At 40.5% G+C, this 17326-nt stretch carries 13 protein-coding genes; 12 read left to right on the top strand and 1 reads right to left on the bottom strand.

The features are described 5' to 3' along the window. The first annotated feature begins 13 nt into the window (after positions 1 to 13). Positions 14 to 1252, top strand: coding sequence for a U32 family peptidase (locus DW959_RS09010; RefSeq protein WP_118615946.1), 1239 nt, complete (start codon positions 14 to 16; stop codon positions 1250 to 1252). Between the two features lies 1 nt (position 1253). Here the strand turns inward: DW959_RS09010 and sigK are convergent, their stop codons facing one another. Then, entirely contained in the window at positions 1254 to 1934 is a 681-nt protein-coding gene (gene sigK / locus DW959_RS09015) for an RNA polymerase sporulation sigma factor SigK (protein WP_117807369.1), read from the bottom strand. A 147-nt stretch (positions 1935 to 2081) separates the two neighbouring features. On the opposite strand from sigK, the gene DW959_RS09020 reads away from it, so the two are divergent. The 11 genes from DW959_RS09020 to DW959_RS09070 form a co-directional block, all read left to right on the top strand. Further along, positions 2082 to 3800, top strand: coding sequence for an ATPase, T2SS/T4P/T4SS family (locus tag DW959_RS09020; RefSeq protein ID WP_117785448.1), 1719 nt, complete (start codon positions 2082 to 2084; stop codon positions 3798 to 3800). 124 nt (positions 3801 to 3924) lie between these two features. Further along, positions 3925 to 4986, top strand: a complete 1062-nt coding sequence (locus DW959_RS09025; protein ID WP_117785447.1) for a type IV pilus twitching motility protein PilT — start codon at positions 3925 to 3927, stop codon at positions 4984 to 4986. 194 nt (positions 4987 to 5180) lie between these two features. Next, positions 5181 to 6389, top strand: coding sequence for a type II secretion system F family protein (locus tag DW959_RS09030; protein WP_117807370.1), 1209 nt, complete (start codon positions 5181 to 5183; stop codon positions 6387 to 6389). A gap of 126 nt (positions 6390 to 6515) precedes the next feature. Next, positions 6516 to 6920, top strand: a complete 405-nt coding sequence (locus DW959_RS09035; RefSeq protein ID WP_021943486.1) for a prepilin-type N-terminal cleavage/methylation domain-containing protein — start codon at positions 6516 to 6518, stop codon at positions 6918 to 6920. Positions 6921 to 7504: 584 nt separating this feature from the next. Beyond that, positions 7505 to 9124 carry a type IV pilus assembly protein PilM gene (gene pilM, locus DW959_RS09040; protein WP_117807371.1) on the top strand — a complete coding sequence of 540 codons (1620 nt, stop codon included), beginning with the start codon at positions 7505 to 7507 and terminating at the stop codon, positions 9122 to 9124. 15 nt (positions 9125 to 9139) lie between these two features. Then, positions 9140 to 9952 (top strand): hypothetical protein, encoded by an 813-nt coding sequence (locus DW959_RS09045; protein WP_117785446.1) that lies wholly within the window; start codon positions 9140 to 9142, stop codon positions 9950 to 9952. Between the two features lie 51 nt (positions 9953 to 10003). After that, complete coding sequence (locus DW959_RS09050) at positions 10004 to 11347, top strand: prepilin-type N-terminal cleavage/methylation domain-containing protein (protein ID WP_118484349.1); 1344 nt, start codon at positions 10004 to 10006, stop codon at positions 11345 to 11347. Positions 11348 to 11350: 3 nt separating this feature from the next. After that, positions 11351 to 14182, top strand: coding sequence for a hypothetical protein (locus tag DW959_RS09055; RefSeq protein WP_117807373.1), 2832 nt, complete (start codon positions 11351 to 11353; stop codon positions 14180 to 14182). Between the two features lie 11 nt (positions 14183 to 14193). Beyond that, positions 14194 to 14700 carry a prepilin-type N-terminal cleavage/methylation domain-containing protein gene (locus tag DW959_RS09060; protein ID WP_021943481.1) on the top strand — a complete coding sequence of 169 codons (507 nt, stop codon included), beginning with the start codon at positions 14194 to 14196 and terminating at the stop codon, positions 14698 to 14700. Positions 14701 to 14713: 13 nt separating this feature from the next. Then, the gene (locus DW959_RS09065) at positions 14714 to 15538 is read left to right on the top strand and encodes a prepilin-type N-terminal cleavage/methylation domain-containing protein (RefSeq protein ID WP_021943480.1); all 825 of its coding nucleotides are present in this window, start codon (positions 14714 to 14716) and stop codon (positions 15536 to 15538) included. A 14-nt stretch (positions 15539 to 15552) separates the two neighbouring features. Continuing rightward, on the top strand, positions 15553 to 17326 hold a 1774-nt coding region (locus DW959_RS09070; RefSeq protein WP_347475347.1), incomplete at its 3' end, for a hypothetical protein.

Consider the following 17326-nt stretch of genomic DNA (forward strand, 5'->3'; position numbering starts at 1 on the left):
GGTTTTGAAAGATATGGCAGAACGTAAAGTGGAACTGCTTGTTCCGGCAGGTAGTCTTGAGGTATTAAAGGTTGCAGTAGATTATGGTGCGGATGCGGTCTATATTGGCGGACAGGCATATGGACTTCGTGCAAAAGCAGATAATTTTTCGATTGAAGAAATGAAAAAGGCTGTGAAATATGCGCATGCAAAGAATGCAAAGGTATATGTGACAGCAAATATATTTGCACATAATTATGATATTGAAGGAATGAAGGCATATTTTGAGCAGTTGAAGGATACCGGTGTCGATGCGGTTCTGGTATCAGATCCGGGTATTTTTTTGCTGGCAAAGGAAACTATGCCTGATATGGAACTTCATATCAGCACCCAGGCAAATAACACGAATTACCTGACGTATAACTTCTGGTATAATATGGGGGCAAAACGAGTGGTCACAGCCAGAGAGCTGTCACTTGTGGAGATTAAACAGATCAGAGAACATATTCCGGAGGATATGGAGATTGAGTCCTTTATGCATGGAGCAATGTGCATTTCCTATTCTGGACGCTGCCTGCTCAGCAGTTATTTTACAGGAAGAGATGCAAATCGTGGAGCATGTACACATCCATGTAGATGGAAGTATCACATTGTAGAAGAAACAAGACCGGGCGAGTACATGCCGGTCAATGAAGATGACAGGGGTACTTATATTTTTAATTCCAAAGATCTTTGTATGATTGAGCATATTCCGGAAATGATCGATGCCGGAATTGACAGCTTTAAGATTGAGGGAAGAATGAAAACGGCACTATATGTTGCAACGGTAGCAAGAACCTATCGTAAAGCAATTGATGACTATATGGAATCTCCGGAGCTGTACCGGTCAAATATGGAATATTATAAATCAGAAATTGCAAAATGCACATACCGTCAGTTTACAACTGGATTTTATTTTGGAAAAACAGATCAGGATTCTCAGATCTATGATAATAACACATATATTAAAAACTGTACTTATATAGGCAATGTACAGGAGGTTACAGAGGACGGACTGGTTGCATTTGAACAGAAAAACAAATTCTCGGTCGGAGAAGAGATAGAATGTATGAACTTTGATGGAACCAATACGGTCTGCCGGGTTGAGGAGATCTACAATGACCGGATGGAACCGATGGAATCAGCACCGCATCCCAAGATGCAGTTGTATGTAAAGCTGGACCGCCCGGTATCAGCGGGAATGATACTCAGACGGCAGGAGCTTTCGGAATAGGTCAGGCTTCAAGCTGCCTGCGGATCTTCTGTAATGCCCGTTTTTCGATCCTAGAGACATAGGAACGGGAAATCCCCATCTGGCTGGCAATCTCTTTCTGTGTGCGTGGAGGGTGACCGTATAGACCATAACGACGGATGATAAGGCTGGCTTCCTGCTCGGACAGACAGTGCTTCAGACAGTATGGAAGACGGTTTATGTGGTAAGTATGCACCATAGAATCCAGAATGGTTGCTTCATCCTGACTGATGATGTCGATCAGATTGATCTCATTTCCTTCTTTGTCGGTACCGATCGGTTCAAACAGGGAGACTTCGCGGGCGTATTTTCTGGAGTGACGGAGCATCATGAGCAGCTCGTTGTCGATACACCTGGAAGCGTATGTGACCAGACGGTTGCCTTTGGCATGGTCGTAGGAATCGATCGCCTTGATAAGACCGATGGTTCCGACAGAGAGCAGATCATCATTGTCGGCGGTTCCAATGTATTTTTTTGCAATATGGGCGACCAGACGCATATTGGATTCAATCAGAATCCGGCGTGCATCGGCATCCCCTGCCCTGCATAATTTCAGATAATATTCTTCCTGATCCGGTAAAAGGGGTTTTTTAAATGCCTGCATAGAAAATAGACCCCTAGCGATTTGTATATATTTTATGATTAAAATGTGGAAAAAGTGCATATCCCAAAAAATAAAATTGGTAAAATGTGAAAAAAATTAAAAAAAATTGACTAAATTCTGTTCAAAATGTTTAATTTTTTATTAGATTGTGCTATACTCTGTAAGTGATGCTTGTATATTTCAGAAATGTAGGAGGGACAGACCGGTATGCGATTAGGAATGGGTCGTAAAAAGATTAGAATAGGTGATATTCTCGTAGCGGCAGGAGCTATTACAGAAGAACAGTTACAGGAGGCTCTGGCATATCAGAAAGAGAATGGCGGAAAACTCGGAAATGTTCTTGTTGATCTTGGTATGATCAGTAATGAGATTCTGATAACGCTTCTGACACAGCAGCTTGGCATTGATTACATAGAATTAAAGGGAGCAAAGATAGAAGAAAAGGTGCTTCATCTGGTTCCGGAGAATATGGTAGCAAAATATAAAGTTATTCCTATCGAGATCGATCCGGATAACCCGAATATTTTAAAACTTGCCATGTCAGATCCGATGGATATCAATGCGATCGATGATATTGGGCTTGTAACCAATATGCAGGTGGAGCCTATGCTTGCAACAGAGGATCAGATCAATGATGCCATCGGCAAGTACTACGGAAGCTCCAAAGCAATGGAAGCGGCTGAGATGTATCGTCAGGAACAGGCGGATGCACTTGGCGGCGGAGATGAAGATGAAGTAAATGAAGATATAGATAATTCTCCTATCGTTCTGCTTGTAAAACAGATCATAGAAGGCGGAGTTCGACAGAGGGCGTCCGATATTCATATTGAGGCATTGGAAAGCAGTGTTCGTGTCCGTTACAGGATCGATGGTGCATTAAAACAGGTTATGTCCTACGACTTAAGTATTCTTGCGGGTATCACAGCCCGAATCAAGATCATCGGTGGTATGGATATTGCAGAAAAGAGAAAACCACAGGATGGTCGTATCACGATCTTTGTAGATCGTAGAGAGTTTGATGTCCGTGTATCTATCCTTCCGACTGTATATGGAGAGAAGACGGTTATGCGACTTACCTCCAAGGACGGACTTACAAAACCGAAGAGCGGACTTGGCCTGGATGAGGATGAGATCAAGGTATTTGATGGAATCCTGAGTAATCCACACGGAATCATCCTTGTAACAGGACCTACCGGTTCCGGTAAATCAACGACACTGTACACATCCTTAAGTGAGCTGAACAAAGAGGATGTAAACATTATCACAGTAGAAGACCCTGTCGAGGCGAATATCAATGGTATTAACCAGGTACAGGTAAATAATAAAGCAGATATGACATTCGCAGCAGCCTTAAGATCCATTCTTCGTCAGGATCCGGATATCATAATGATCGGAGAAATTCGAGATGGTGAGACTGCTCAGATCGCGGTTCAGGCCGCTATCACAGGACACTTGGTTGTATCAACACTCCATACAAACTCAGCAGCAAGTACGATCACCCGTCTGGAAGATATGGGAATCGAACCTTATGTTGTAGGTGATGCGGTTGTAGGTGTTATTGCCCAGCGACTTGTAAGAAGACTGTGCCCAACCTGCAAACAGCCTCGTCTCGTAGAAGATGAAGAGAGAATAGTACTCGGTGTGCCGGAGGATGAAGAAGATGTTATCATCTATGAGCCGTCTGGCTGTCCGTTGTGTAATGATACAGGATATTCAGGACGAATCGGTGTATATGAGATGATGCCGGTATCCAAAGCACTGCAGGCGGTTATCTCGACCGGAGCGACAGCGGATAAGATTGAAAAACAGGCACTTGCAGAAGGTATGCTTACTCTGAAGATGGGTGCTGCCAAACATGTGCTGAATGGAATCACCTCCATGTCAGAGATGAAGAAGATCGTATATACAACAGGTGATGAATATTAAAAGATCCGGTCCGGTGATAAACCGGCATGGATGAAAAAGATTTTTAGCAGAGAAGAATATGTGATCAGGCTCTGTAAAAATAAAATTGAAATTATGAATGCAACAAAGAAAGGAAGGAAACAGTATGCTGGATATGAAAGAGCTCCTGGCATTCTCGGTTGAGGCAAAAGCGTCGGATGTACATATTGCCGTAGGCATACCACCGAAACTCAGAATCAATGGACGACTGACAGAAGTTGAAGTTCCTCCGCTTACACCGGCTGATGCGGCTGAAGCAATCGGAGCAACGATGAAAGAGAGACATGTAGCAATTTTAAAAGATAGAGGTGAAGTCGATTTCTCATTCGATTCACCAGAAACCGGTCGTTTCCGTGTAAACGTATATATGGATCGTGGTAATATGGCTGCGGCATACAGACGAGTAGAAACACAGATCCCAAGACCGGATCAGCTCGGTATTCCGAGAGAGGTTGTTGAATTATACAAGAGAAAAAGGGGTCTGGTACTTGTAACAGGACCTACCGGTTCCGGTAAATCAACAACACTTGCTTCTATTATTAATAAGGCAAATGAAAACCTGACCGATCATATCATTACACTGGAGGATCCTATCGAGTATATTCACCATCACAACAAGGCAATCGTTAATCAACGAGAAGTTGGTATGGATACACTCAGTTATGCGAATGCTCTTCGTGCAGCGCTCCGTGAAGATCCTGATATTATTCTTGTAGGAGAGATGCGAGATCTTGAAACGATTTCAACAGCGATCACTGCAGCCGAGACCGGACACCTGGTATTCTCGACTCTGCATACGATCGGTGCGGCAAGTACGATCGATCGTATTATCGATATCTTCCCGACAAACCAGCAGCAACAGGTACGAGTACAGCTTGCAATGGTACTGGAAGGTGTTATTTCCCAGTCACTGCTTCCGACAGCGAACGGACAGGGACGAGTTGCAGCATTTGAAGTAATGCTTGCATCACCGGCGATTCGGAGCCTGATACGAGAAGCGAAGACACATCAGATCCAGTCGACGATCCAGACCAGCAGACAGCTCGGAATGATCACAATGGATGATGCATTGTATGATCTGTTCTCGTCCGGCACGATCACCAGAGAGATGGCTATGACATATGCACAGGATCAGCAGTATCTCAGAAAGAAGATCAACGGACAATAAGATGTACAATCCTTTTGTGCAATTCTTACAAAAAAAACTGCAATCATAAGAAATTATTGAATGTGGTTGAGAAATATAGTAATATAACAAGTATAGTATATGTAAAAGTCCGTGAATTTACGTGCACTTTTAGCTGGTAATAGTAGAAAACTATTACAAAAAAGAAGAAATATGACAGGGTCGGAGGAGAAACAATGGCAGTATTTAACTACAAGGTTGTTGACAAAAATGGTAAGAATAAAAAAGGTACCATTGAGGCCCCGAACAGAGATGGAGCGGAGAAGAAGCTGAAGGCAGATGGTTATGCGATCATGAGCCTGACAGAGCAGAACAGTCCATTTTCAGGGGGTTTGATTAAGAAGAAGGTAAAATCAAAAGATTTGGCAGTCTTCTGTAAACAGTTTTCAGCAGTTATAAGAGCTGGTGTTACGATTATATCAGCACTGGAACTGATGGGAGACCAGATAGAAAACAAAACACTGCAGAGAGCAGTTATGGATGCAAAGACATATGTTGAAAAGGGTGGAACGCTTGCAGATGCACTTCGTGTAAACTCAGAGGTATTTCCACCGATCATGATCAACATGGTCGCAGCCGGAGAGTTATCCGGTAACTTGGAGGTCTGCCTCGACAGACTGACAGAGCACTTTGAAAAAGATAATGCGTTATCGGCGAAGATCAAGGGTGCGATGACATATCCTATCGTAGTGTTCATCGTTATGATCATCGTAGTAATCGTGGTAATGGTAATGGTTATCCCTAACTTCTCAAGTATGTTTGCGGAGATGGGAACACAGCTTCCGCTGGCAACACGAATTATGGTAGCGGCAAGTAATTTCATTATACATAAGTGGTGGCTGCTGATCATCATCGTTGCAGCTATCGTTGTTGGCTGCAAGGCATTCAAGAGAAGTTCTGTTGGCGAACAGCTTTTCGCGAATATGGCGATCAAGATGCCGATTTTTGGTAACCTGACGATCAAGTCAGCATGTTCCAGATTTGCAAGAACAATGAGTACACTGATGGCATCCGGTATTTCCATGATCGATGCTGTTGAACAGGTGGCAAAGATGATGGATAACAAGATCATCCGCGATGGTCTGTTAGATGCCAAGACGCAGGTAGCAAAAGGTATTCCACTTTCCAAGCCATTAAAGGATATGGAAATGCTTCCCCCAATGCTTTCTGCCATGACAAAGATCGGTGAAGAAACCGGTGATATTGAGGAGATGCTCAGTAAGGTTGCTGACTACTACGATGAAGAAGTAGAAGAGGCAACAAACAAGCTGACAGCAGCGATGGAACCATTGATTATGGTAGTCCTTGCATGTATCGTAGGAATGATCGTTGCGGCTGTATACGGTCCTATCATGAGTATGTACAGTGCACTTGACCAGTACTAATACAAGTCCTATTACATATTATAGTATTGATTAGATCCGGCAGTACGAGGATGCTGGTTTTAATATAGCATCGAAAGATGCATCAACAAACAACAAAGAATATCAATTTAAAAGGAGAGAACAATTATGAAGAAGAACAACAAAGGTTTCTCATTAGTAGAGTTAATTATCGTAATCGCTATTATGGCAATTCTTGCAGGTGCTCTTGCACCAGCCCTTATCAAGTACATCAACAAGTCAAGAAGAAGTGCTGATATTTCAAATGCTGATACAATCCGTACAGCATGTCAGACAGCTATGTCAGATGAAGATGCAATGGTTGCAATCGGAACAGGCGTTACAGGCGCAAGCGTTTCAGACCTGAAGTCAAGCTACGGTGCATTCAGCACAGAGATCAGCAGCATTCTTGGTAACAGCACAATTACTTCAAAGTACTTCGACAAAGGAAATGAATTCACAGTTGATATCAATGTAGCTGGTAACACAGTTATCGTTAAAGCTGGTTCTCAGCAGGTTTCACCTCAGCCATAATAAAAGGCGGGCATAGTGAACAGATGTAAGGATCTGATGTTAAACAGATAATCATTACATCAGTCAGACATCAGAAGGGTGATGAATAAGTTGGTAAGAATCCTCGTTTTTCGATCTTGTTTGTCGCCCTTCAAAATTGTCTAACAACATGGAACGTCAACATGTATGAAAAATATGCATGTTGGCATCTCTTTCATGGTCACACGTTTTATATAAGCTTTATATAATAAGAAGAGATTTATATAACATACGAGTGACTATTTTGCAGTCAGCGGTTTTATATTGTTTGTGTCTGAAACGAATAAATGTAGAAAGAAGAAACGCGAATGACAACGGCATTGAACTAATGGCGGCAGCCGGCTTACAAAAAAGCTGGAAACTGAAAAATAGGCATGAAAGATGAACGGGTCAATCATCCGTGTGCTTATGATTAAAGGTGACAGATTGTTTACCTTTCAGCCTGTACATACAGGCATATTGTATTTTATTTTAAGTGGGGTGAACAGCTTGTAGGCTGGTACTCAGGCAATTGGAATATACATATTCCACAAAAAACTACTGATTAGCGAGGGAGGCTATTTAAAATGGCGAGTAATAACAAAGTCTTAACAATCGACATCACAAATGAAAGTATTACTATTACAGAAGTAACAGCTTCTGAAAAAAAGACTTCCACAGTTCATAATGCCATCATCTTCGAGACACCGGAAGATGCTTATGAAGATGGTTTCATTAGAGACAAGGAAAGAATTGCAGAGGCGATCAAATCACAGCTTGCTGCAAACGGAATCACTAACAAGAACGCAATATTCGTTCTTACCTCTACAAAGATCGTTAACAGAGAGGTTCTTGTACCTTTCGTTAAGGAAAACAAAATTAAAGGAATTATTAATGCGAACTCATCAGAGTATTTCCCTGTTAATATAGAGGATTACACAGTATCCCATTCTGTATTAGAGACAGTTACTGATGAAGAAAATAACAAACAGTTAAGAGTTCTTGCAGTTGCAGCACCAACCAGTATGGTTCGTTCATATTATGAAGTTGCAGCACTTGCAGGACTGAAGGTAGTTGCTCTTGATTACATTGGAAATGCCATGTTGCAGTTGATCAAAACACAGACCAGCGAGAACATGACGACTATGGTAATCCAGTTAGGTAGCGAATCTACTGTACTTAATATCGTAAAAGGAGATATCCTTCTGTTACAGAGAACTGTACCATATGGTACCAATGTTGTTGTAAATGAAGTAATGGATGCAAAGGGCGTTGATGCTACAACAGCAATGACATTACTCCAGAATGAAAGACTGATCACGGTTGATTTTGATGATAATGCGATCACAGGATCTTTCCGTTACCTGATCAACAACATTGGCCGTGTAATGGATTTCTTTGCATCAAAGAATCCTGATAAGCCGATCGATGATGTATTCCTGACAGGCGATGGCGCCCTGATCAAGGGAATTGATGGTCTTTTCAAGGTACAGCTCAATGTTTCAACAAGAGTTATGGACAGTTTATTCAATATCAAATTTGACCCAAAGATTGATTTGAAGATATATAATCCTGTATACCTTATGGTTCCAATCGGTGCTGCTTTTGCACCTATGGGATTCACAATTTCAGAAGGCGGAGCTTCCGGCAAGAAGGAAGGTCAGATGGATACAACTCCACTGGTAGTTGCATTCCTGATCCTGGCTGTGTTAGTGGCAGGCGGATTAACGGCTGTGTCATTTGTATTAAAGAATCAGGCACAGACAGAGCTGGATGATGTAAATAAGAAGATCGCTTCTATTCAGGATATTGAGACGATCGTAAAGGATTATGAAAATGCAGAAAGCGTTTATGTTGATGCCATGAGCATGTACAGCTACACAAAGAACTTGAATGAGAATGTTGTAACATTTATCACGGCTTTGGAAGAGAAGATGCCAAAGGGAACTGATATCACAGCATTTGAATCCGATTCAACAGGTGTTTCAATTTCAGGAACAGCAACAGAATATGATGATATTGCAGGACTTGCGATCAGCTTAAAAGAAATTGACTGTATTGATAACTCATTCATTGGAAGTATCACAGAAAATGTAGATGAAGACACAGGTAAAATAACATATGATTTCACAGTAACGTGTATCTATGTTGACGCATCAGCGGCAGATGCTGATACAACTGAAACAGATGCTACATTAGCTGAGTAAGGGAGGGCATAGAACATGGATGCAATGACAAAAGGACAAAGAAATTTATTATTATTTTTACTCGGTGTTGTTATTTTATTTGTGCCGATCAGATTTGTGGCATTAAGCAATTTTGATGACCGTAAAGAGCTTGTTTCAAAGAAGGATGAACAGCAGGTTTATTATAACAGCCTGAAAGCAAAAGATGTAAACAGAGATCAGTACATCAAGGATACAGAGAACTATAAGAAAGAATATGAAGCAATCCTTGCAGAATTCCCATCAGAGATCTATCAGGAAAATACAATCATGTATTTACAGGGGATCAAGGACGAATATAAGTTCCGTTTCACAGATGTATCAATGGGAGAGGAACAGCTCTTCTATACACTTGGAACCGGTGCTGTTGGTGATGCTACATTAGATGGTGCAGCAACAGGAACAGCTTCTACAGATGCAAATACTACAGCAGCTACAACAGCAGCTACAACAGAGACTGCAGCCGCTGGCACAGATGCTACTGCAGCAGTAGCAGGAGAAAATAATTTCAACTGCTATTCAGCAAGCTTCCCGGTTACATATTCAGGTTCTTATCAGTCTGTTAAAGATGTTGTTGATTACATCGAGAAGAGCGATTTCCGTATGACAGTTGACTCTATCTCAATCGCATTTGATGAGGAGACTGGTGATTACACAGGAGATATGTCATTCTCTGAATATGCTGTTACAGGTGGAGACAGAACCACAGATCAGGTTAACGTAAATGTTCAGACCGGTAAAGATAATATTTTCGGAAATCCAACCGTAAAGAGTAGTACGACAACTACAACTACAGATAGCAATCAGTAGGATGTAGACTTGCAACCCGTAGATTCGATTTGAACGGAGTGAGAAGTAAGAATGGCAAAGAATAATAACAAAGGCTTTAGCTTGATTGAAGTAATCATAGCTGTAGCAGTATTTGCTATATTAATTGCTCCCCTTACCGCCCAGTTGATTTCAGCGATCAATGTCAATACGAAGTCAACAAAGAAACAATATGCGATTGAAAAAGCTGAAGAGATCATGGAAAGCTTTAAAACTGCAAATATGAAAGGAAGTGCCATCAGTATCCCTGATGGCAATTCTACAGGTAATTATGAGTTTGGTCTGGATGATTCCCAGACACAGACTTATACCCTCCCGGAAAGTGCGGGAACTGTAGATTATCACATTAATACATATTCATGCAGTGGAATATCGCTCGGGGGAGAATACGAGAAGTATGATTGCACAGTAACTGTAAATGATATTGCGCATGCAGTTGCAACAAAGGGATATGTATGGGATGCCAATACAAATGACCTGAAGAAAGACGGTTCTGAGTATGTTCGCCTTACATCAGGTGTTGGTACAGTACGTAATCTTGATAACAAGCAGTCAGCGATCATTGCTGGGGCAACCTATATGGGAGCAACCAGTGGTATAGAAGGAAACAGTCTGGATAATCAGGCAGCGGCATATTTTAAAGATGTGAAAGTGGATATCTTAAAGGGAAATTCCGTTTTATATAATCAGTATCTGTCCGGTGCTACCTATCTGGATAATGATTCGTTCCAGAAAACAACCACGATTAAGGTTTCAAAGACTTTATCCGGTTATATGGTACAGTGTTTTGTAGAATATCAGGATAAACCATCGTTTAATCCTATCATTAAGGCATACACGAATGGAATTGCAAGCGATACCTATAAACCGGATGGAAAATACGGAGAAGGAATTGTATATCAGAAGGAATACAAGATACTTCCTCCAATCTATCTGTTATATGCACCTGCAGTATGTAATGGTGTATATTGTAATAATGATTATATCAGAGTTGAGACATCAGGACTTGATGATGATGAAAAAGCAAAGATCTACTTATTTGAAACAATTGCTTCAATTGATCCGAAATATGAGGAGATTATTTGCGATACACTTGGCGTAAGCAGTATTGACAGTCTGGTTTACCAGAGCACCAGTCATACAAGTTCGCCTTCTTCTGTTAAGGTATATGTGAACCGCACTGGTGATGATACCAAGGGAAAGATTGAGGCATATTCAAACTTCGGAACTGAGTATGATGAAACAGATACAACTGCTATTAAAGTTAAGAACACATCAGATGATACAAGTGATGAAACATACCTGTATGATATTCATGTTACATTGACAGACAGTAATGGCAATAAGACAGAAATATCAGGAACAAGGGGGAAATAAGAGATGCTGAAAAAGTTAAAAAACAAGCTTAAATTAGCGGATAACCGCGGCTCGAGTTTTGTCCTTGTTATTGTATCAGCAACTTTCTTAAGCATACTGGTGTCAGCATTGTTAATGGGAACTCTTTTGGCATATAAACTTCGTTTTTATAAGCTGAATTCCCTGAATAACTTTTACAGTGTTGAAAAAGCCATGGATGAGATATATGCCGGAATTGGTGCAGCGACAAATGAGCATTTGTATTCCGCGTATACGACAACGGCTGAGATTGTTGTGTATTACAAGGATGGTCAGTATAACAATCTGACAGAAGATGAAGCGAATGATCTGTTTAAGCAGTTCTTTATGCAGGGTATCAAATCAGATAAGACATTCAGCAATATGCCAACTCTGATCGAAACCTTAAAGGGCTATATTACAGATCCGGATGTATCACTTGCCTGTGACAATCTGAGAATTGTATTCAAGGATAAAGAAGGTCGTGAAAAGTACATCAAATATGTAGCTGGAAAGAATGGAAAAGTTACAGGTGTAGCAAGCGCCAATACGATCGATGAGAATAATATCGAAGAGATTACATTCAGAAATATTGGTGTAAAGCGTACGATTACATTAAGCAGCACAGATTCCGCAAGCGGAGCAATGGCACCTGGAACCTATGTACAGACGATCACAACCGATCTTGTATTAAAGAAACCGGAATATAATGTTTCTTTTGATATGGCAGGTGCAAACAGTGACAGCTTATATAATTATGCATTGCTTGCTGATATGGGACTTCAGGTATCCGGAACAGCAGCAGATACAGAAGTAAATATAAAGGGTAATATTTATACTGCTTCTGACTATTACAATAAAGATTATAACGGAAAAACAGATACAAAGGTAACAAATGAATACAGCCGTACAGTCGAAACCAAATGGGGATCAACAGATGAGAGTGCATATTCCGGTATCTTTGTACAGGGTGACAGAGCGAATCTGACACTGAACTCCGATATTATCGTTAACTCAGGATCTCTCGCAGCTTTTGATGGTGCGAAGATTAATCTTTCAGGACGTACATCCCTGTTATCAGAACTCTGGACCGATAACATCATCATCGGAGGTGATGAGGGCGGACAGATCAAAGCGGCAGCAAATGCTTATGTATATGATGATACAGAGCTGAATGCAGAGAAATCTGAGCTTACATTTACAAGAGGAACTTATTTTGGATACAGCTATACAGCAGATGACGTAAGAAGCATTAACCTTCTTCGTACATCCGGTAACCTTGCAACAGGATTCAAATTAAAATCACACTTCAGTGACAGTGCGATCATTGTCAATGGAAAGAATTCAACTCTGGATCTTTCAAGTCTGGAATCTCTGTATATTGCAGGTAAGTCCTATATCGAATTCTCCAAGATCGCAGCAAATACGATCACAGATGAGAAAGAAAGAAAAAACTTTGGTCTTACGAAAGATTCTGATTATGCATTCACAGCATTAAACGATTATTCAACCGGTCAGTCTCTTGATGTTAAGTCCAATCAGTTGATCTTCCTGACACAGTGGGATCTGTATGATAATACTGAGGTTGTGGATGAGAACGGTTATACACATGTAACATTAAAGTTCCCTAAGACATTTTCAAATGATGTCCAAATTAACAAGCTGTATACTGATTTCGTAAAACAGCTCACATCTAATAATTATATTGTAGAAGCAATCAAGGAGACAGTTTCCGGACATGATTATTATTATCTGTACATTCAGGATGGCGATAAAGATAAGGATGGAGTAAACGATGCTGAGGAGTTTGTAGAGAAGTATTATGATCTCTTAAACACAGGCATCGATGAAACGAAAAAGAAATTGTACAATGTTGCTAACTATGAAAATTTTGAAGTTAAATTACTTCTGCCAAGCAAAGATGGTGATGTGGATGGAAGCAAGATCAAAACAAGTGGAGCTGTAACTGCTCAGAACAGTGACAATTCATTATTTGTTAAGGCATCTGCAGATACATCTCTGCAGGTTGATACAGCATTAAAAAATGCAACAGGATCAAAGACATTCTCAGTGTTACTTGGTAATAAGGGTATTACAGAGAATAATAATACATTTGCAGATATTAAAAAGAATTCAGAGGCACTTGGTGATCAGACCACTCTTAGCAAAGAGGAGAAGGTCAGCAATCAGATCAATTATATGTATATCAATATGAAAGATCATCTGTCTGTAGTAGATAAAAAGGATGATACAGATACAGATGTTTCTGCATGGGAAGTGGCCGGATATACAAAGAACGGAAGTACATACACATACGCTCCGATCAAAGGATCTGACGGAAAGAACCTTGATACATTTGATTACAACTACAGTCTGACACCTCTTACCAAATATGTTGATTATGATAAGATCTTCTCCAAAAATCTTAGTATCAACAAGGTAGAGCCAGAGACAAATGCAGTTGTTATCATCAATGCAAATGATGTAACATTAAAATCCACAGCCGCTGATGGTGCTTTACAGGGTATCGTTATCTGTGGTGGTAATGTAACATTTGATAAGAGTGTAAAGTCATTCCGAGGAATGATCATATCAGGTGCAAAGATTATCTGTAACAGCAGCGTAGATATCTCAGCAGACGCATCCTTTACAGCAACTGTACTGGAAGAGTGTTCCAAGAGTGATGTAGAAGATCTGAGTCTGATCACAAGAGAGATCTTAAAGAACTATGTTAAAGTAGACGATAAAAACAATTCAGAGGTTTCTGGTTCAAGCTTATCAGACATCTCTTATAGCGACATTCTTGCATTCCAGAACTGGAAGAAGAATGTAGAGTAGGAGGGGTGAATATGATAAGAAAAATAAAAAATGATTCCGGATATTCCCTTGTTGAATTGATTATTGTTCTTGCTATCATCGCAGTTATGTCAGGACTTGCGGCAGTGTCGATTTCTTCGATACGGACAGCTCGTGCGACTTCATCAAAGGAGTCGTTCAATCAGGAATTGTCAACTCTGCAGTCCCTGACAAAAACACAGGAAAGCGATTGGGCAATGAAACTGGAAAAAGTAGATGGAAAATATAACCTGGTATATGGTAAGAGCAAGAATGGATCGGATTTCACAGAAGATACTTCAAAGGATCGTGAGATTCTGGATCGTGTAACGATTTACTATTCAAATAATGGTTCTTCCGCAGGAAGTGAAGTTTCATCTATGATCATTAAGTTTAATAAGTCAGATGGTTCTGTAAAAACCGGAAGTGGTGTATATACCTTTTATAAGGACGGATCCAATGATGCCGTTGGAAAGGTAACACTGAATCAGGCAACAGGCAGCCATTACACAGGATCATGAGGAGGGGTGAAGCGTGAAGAAAAATAATAATAAAGGTTTCACTTTCATTGAATTAGTACTGTACATTGGAATTTTAAGTGTGTTCATGGTTGCGGTAACCTCACTTGTTGGTACAGTGGTATCCTCCAATAGAAAGATGACAAATAGAAAGAAAATACAGAACGAAGCCGGTGAAACATATGATACCATATCAGATATGATCATGGGTGCGACTGATGTGAAGATATTGGGAAGCGCATATGTGGCTACTACATCAGCGGGCGTCACATCTTACAGCCCGGTTTCCGGAGTATTTATTGTTCCGGATGATACAGATACAAAGGGCAGCGGAGGTGAATTAATGTCTGCTGGTGGTATTGGAAGACGTACTGTTTATATCGAGAAAGCGGGTGGAGCTGGTCTTACACCAAAGGGTCCATGTTATGATATTGCAGATATGAAGTCGTTTGGTGATGTCACATCACCATCGACAGATGACACGACATATATTATTCCGGATGATTCCGGGAAGTTATATCTGAAAGTAGATTATGCATCTGCATTACAGAGTAACGGTGACAGTGTTATCACGACCTGTACGATCACATATGATAAGACCGAAAAAAAGCTTTATGTGTTTAAAACACCGCAATCAGATAGAATCACTGATGCAAGTGAAGCAGATGGCACTGTTCTTTGTAAGGATGTAAAGGATTTCAAATTACAGATCAATCCGGACGAGGACAGTATTGCAATTACACTGGAACTTGAAGATTCAACAACGGCGGCATCTTATAAGATAAATGGTGTTGTTGGCATTCGAAATTCATATGTGCTTAAAAAGCATACATGGGATTAAGGAGGAAAGAAATAGTGTTTAAGAACAGAAAAGTAGTATTATCATCTGTAGCGATAATATTTACACTTATAGTATGTGCTATATTCGTAAACTTTACGTTGGCTAATTCTGGAACTCCTGTTGAAAAAAGTGAAGCGGACACAAGTGGCAGTTCAACATTGGTGGGCAGCTCAAACATTGATCAGGCGATTCTTAACTCAAACGATTCCAGTCTGAAGAAGACAGGCGAGGATAAGTATCACATTGTTCAGATCCTTCCGGATGGTTTGGGATCTTATGCAACAGCAGATACATCAATGACAGAGATTGTGACTGCTTCCGGTTACTCAGGAAAGATCAGTGATGAAGCAGGATATAAAGGCACATCTGATCTGTGGAAATATGTATATGATGGAGAATACTTCAGATATGCAGTTTTCAATGGTTATAAGAATATTAAAGATGATATGGCACCGGGTGCAGTTCAATTGACGACTAAAACAGTCAGTGATCTGAACGGCATGGGTACAGAGGCACAGGAAATACTTGCAAATGCGGATTTTATCTATATCGTTGCAACAACAGCAAATGATTATGCTGCAGGCGGTACAGATATCAGCGAGAGCTTATATAACTGGTTGGATATATATGCAGGAAAGCATCCGATCATCTTTGATCGATATGCGTTATGTACAGCAGAGCCTGAAACGATCACAGGTAATAATGACCAGTATCGTATGGGATCTCTGGCATACAAATATGTAACAAAGACATTAAAGGGAAGAACAGATAATGTTCTCTGTGTAGAACCTGGTTTCTTCAATGTCCTTTATAAAGAAGCAAGTGGTAACAAGTCAGATCCAATGACAAATACCACAAAGACAATATCGGATTTCATTCTGACTGCTGAACGTTCTGCAACAGAAGGCGGAAAGGATTATATCAACAAGAACAGATATTATAAATGGTATACAGATGATAAGATGGAAAACTTCTTAAATAATAAGACCGATAAGGTTGATTCTGCATACGCAAAGATATCTGGAAATACGCAGGGTATATCAGGTTCCAGACATGAATGGAAATTTGATAATGCAAATGTTCTGGTGATCACAGACGGTACATCAAACAGTATGTTCTCAGAACTGGCATCAAAGAATGATGCACCGCAGTGCTCTGCAGAAAATTATGTATATAATAGTAAAACAAAGAAGTGGGAGTCTGTTGTAAAAGCTCCAAACAGCGACTTTACAAGTGATGCTTATGCCGGTAAGGGTTATAAGTTTGTTCCAAGTGGAGCAAATATCTATCAGATTCAGAGTAAGGATCTGTTAAATGCGGTTGACAGCTCAAAGGGAGCAAAGTATACAGCAAATGATCTTGCTAAGACTTATTTCCAGGATGTTGCTGCAAAGCAGATTACCGGTACGATCAAGTCTAAGGGAGATCTTGCAGGCTCTGTTGTTTATCTGGTTGTAACTCCAAAGGGAGAAGCAAGCAAACTGGCTGGTAATACAGATGGTACAGTTCTGGCATGTGAACTTACAACCGGTGAAGATGGAAATGGATCATATGATGAAGAGACAGGTATCTATACATATGAATATGGATTTCCTAAAGTAAATGCTGATTATGATTACAGTGTTCTTTTGGAGGCAACAGTGGATCCATCTTCATATGAAGACAATGGAGATGATTCTGATACATCAGGCGATAACGCAGGCACAGGCGATAACGCAGGTACAGGCGATAATTCCGGTACAGGTGATAATTCCGGCACAGGAGATAACGCAGGTACAGGAGATAACG

Source organism: Clostridium sp. AM46-21, from assembly GCF_003480025.1.
GTDB lineage: Bacteria > Bacillota > Clostridia > Lachnospirales > Lachnospiraceae > Coprococcus > Coprococcus ammoniilyticus.

Excerpts from the sequence above, each read along its gene's own strand:
- DW959_RS09010 (WP_118615946.1), top strand. The coding sequence starts at position 14 with ATGGCAGAACGTAAAGTGGAACTGCTTGTTCCGGCAGGTAGTCTTGAG.
- sigK (WP_117807369.1), bottom strand. The coding sequence starts at position 1,934 with ATGCACTTTTTCCACATTTTAATCATAAAATATATACAAATCGCTAGG.
- DW959_RS09020 (WP_117785448.1), top strand. The coding sequence starts at position 2,082 with ATGCGATTAGGAATGGGTCGTAAAAAGATTAGAATAGGTGATATTCTC.
- DW959_RS09025 (WP_117785447.1), top strand. The coding sequence starts at position 3,925 with ATGCTGGATATGAAAGAGCTCCTGGCATTCTCGGTTGAGGCAAAAGCG.
- DW959_RS09030 (WP_117807370.1), top strand. The coding sequence starts at position 5,181 with ATGGCAGTATTTAACTACAAGGTTGTTGACAAAAATGGTAAGAATAAA.
- DW959_RS09035 (WP_021943486.1), top strand. The coding sequence starts at position 6,516 with ATGAAGAAGAACAACAAAGGTTTCTCATTAGTAGAGTTAATTATCGTA.
- pilM (WP_117807371.1), top strand. The coding sequence starts at position 7,505 with ATGGCGAGTAATAACAAAGTCTTAACAATCGACATCACAAATGAAAGT.
- DW959_RS09045 (WP_117785446.1), top strand. The coding sequence starts at position 9,140 with ATGGATGCAATGACAAAAGGACAAAGAAATTTATTATTATTTTTACTC.
- DW959_RS09050 (WP_118484349.1), top strand. The coding sequence starts at position 10,004 with ATGGCAAAGAATAATAACAAAGGCTTTAGCTTGATTGAAGTAATCATA.
- DW959_RS09055 (WP_117807373.1), top strand. The coding sequence starts at position 11,351 with ATGCTGAAAAAGTTAAAAAACAAGCTTAAATTAGCGGATAACCGCGGC.
- DW959_RS09060 (WP_021943481.1), top strand. The coding sequence starts at position 14,194 with ATGATAAGAAAAATAAAAAATGATTCCGGATATTCCCTTGTTGAATTG.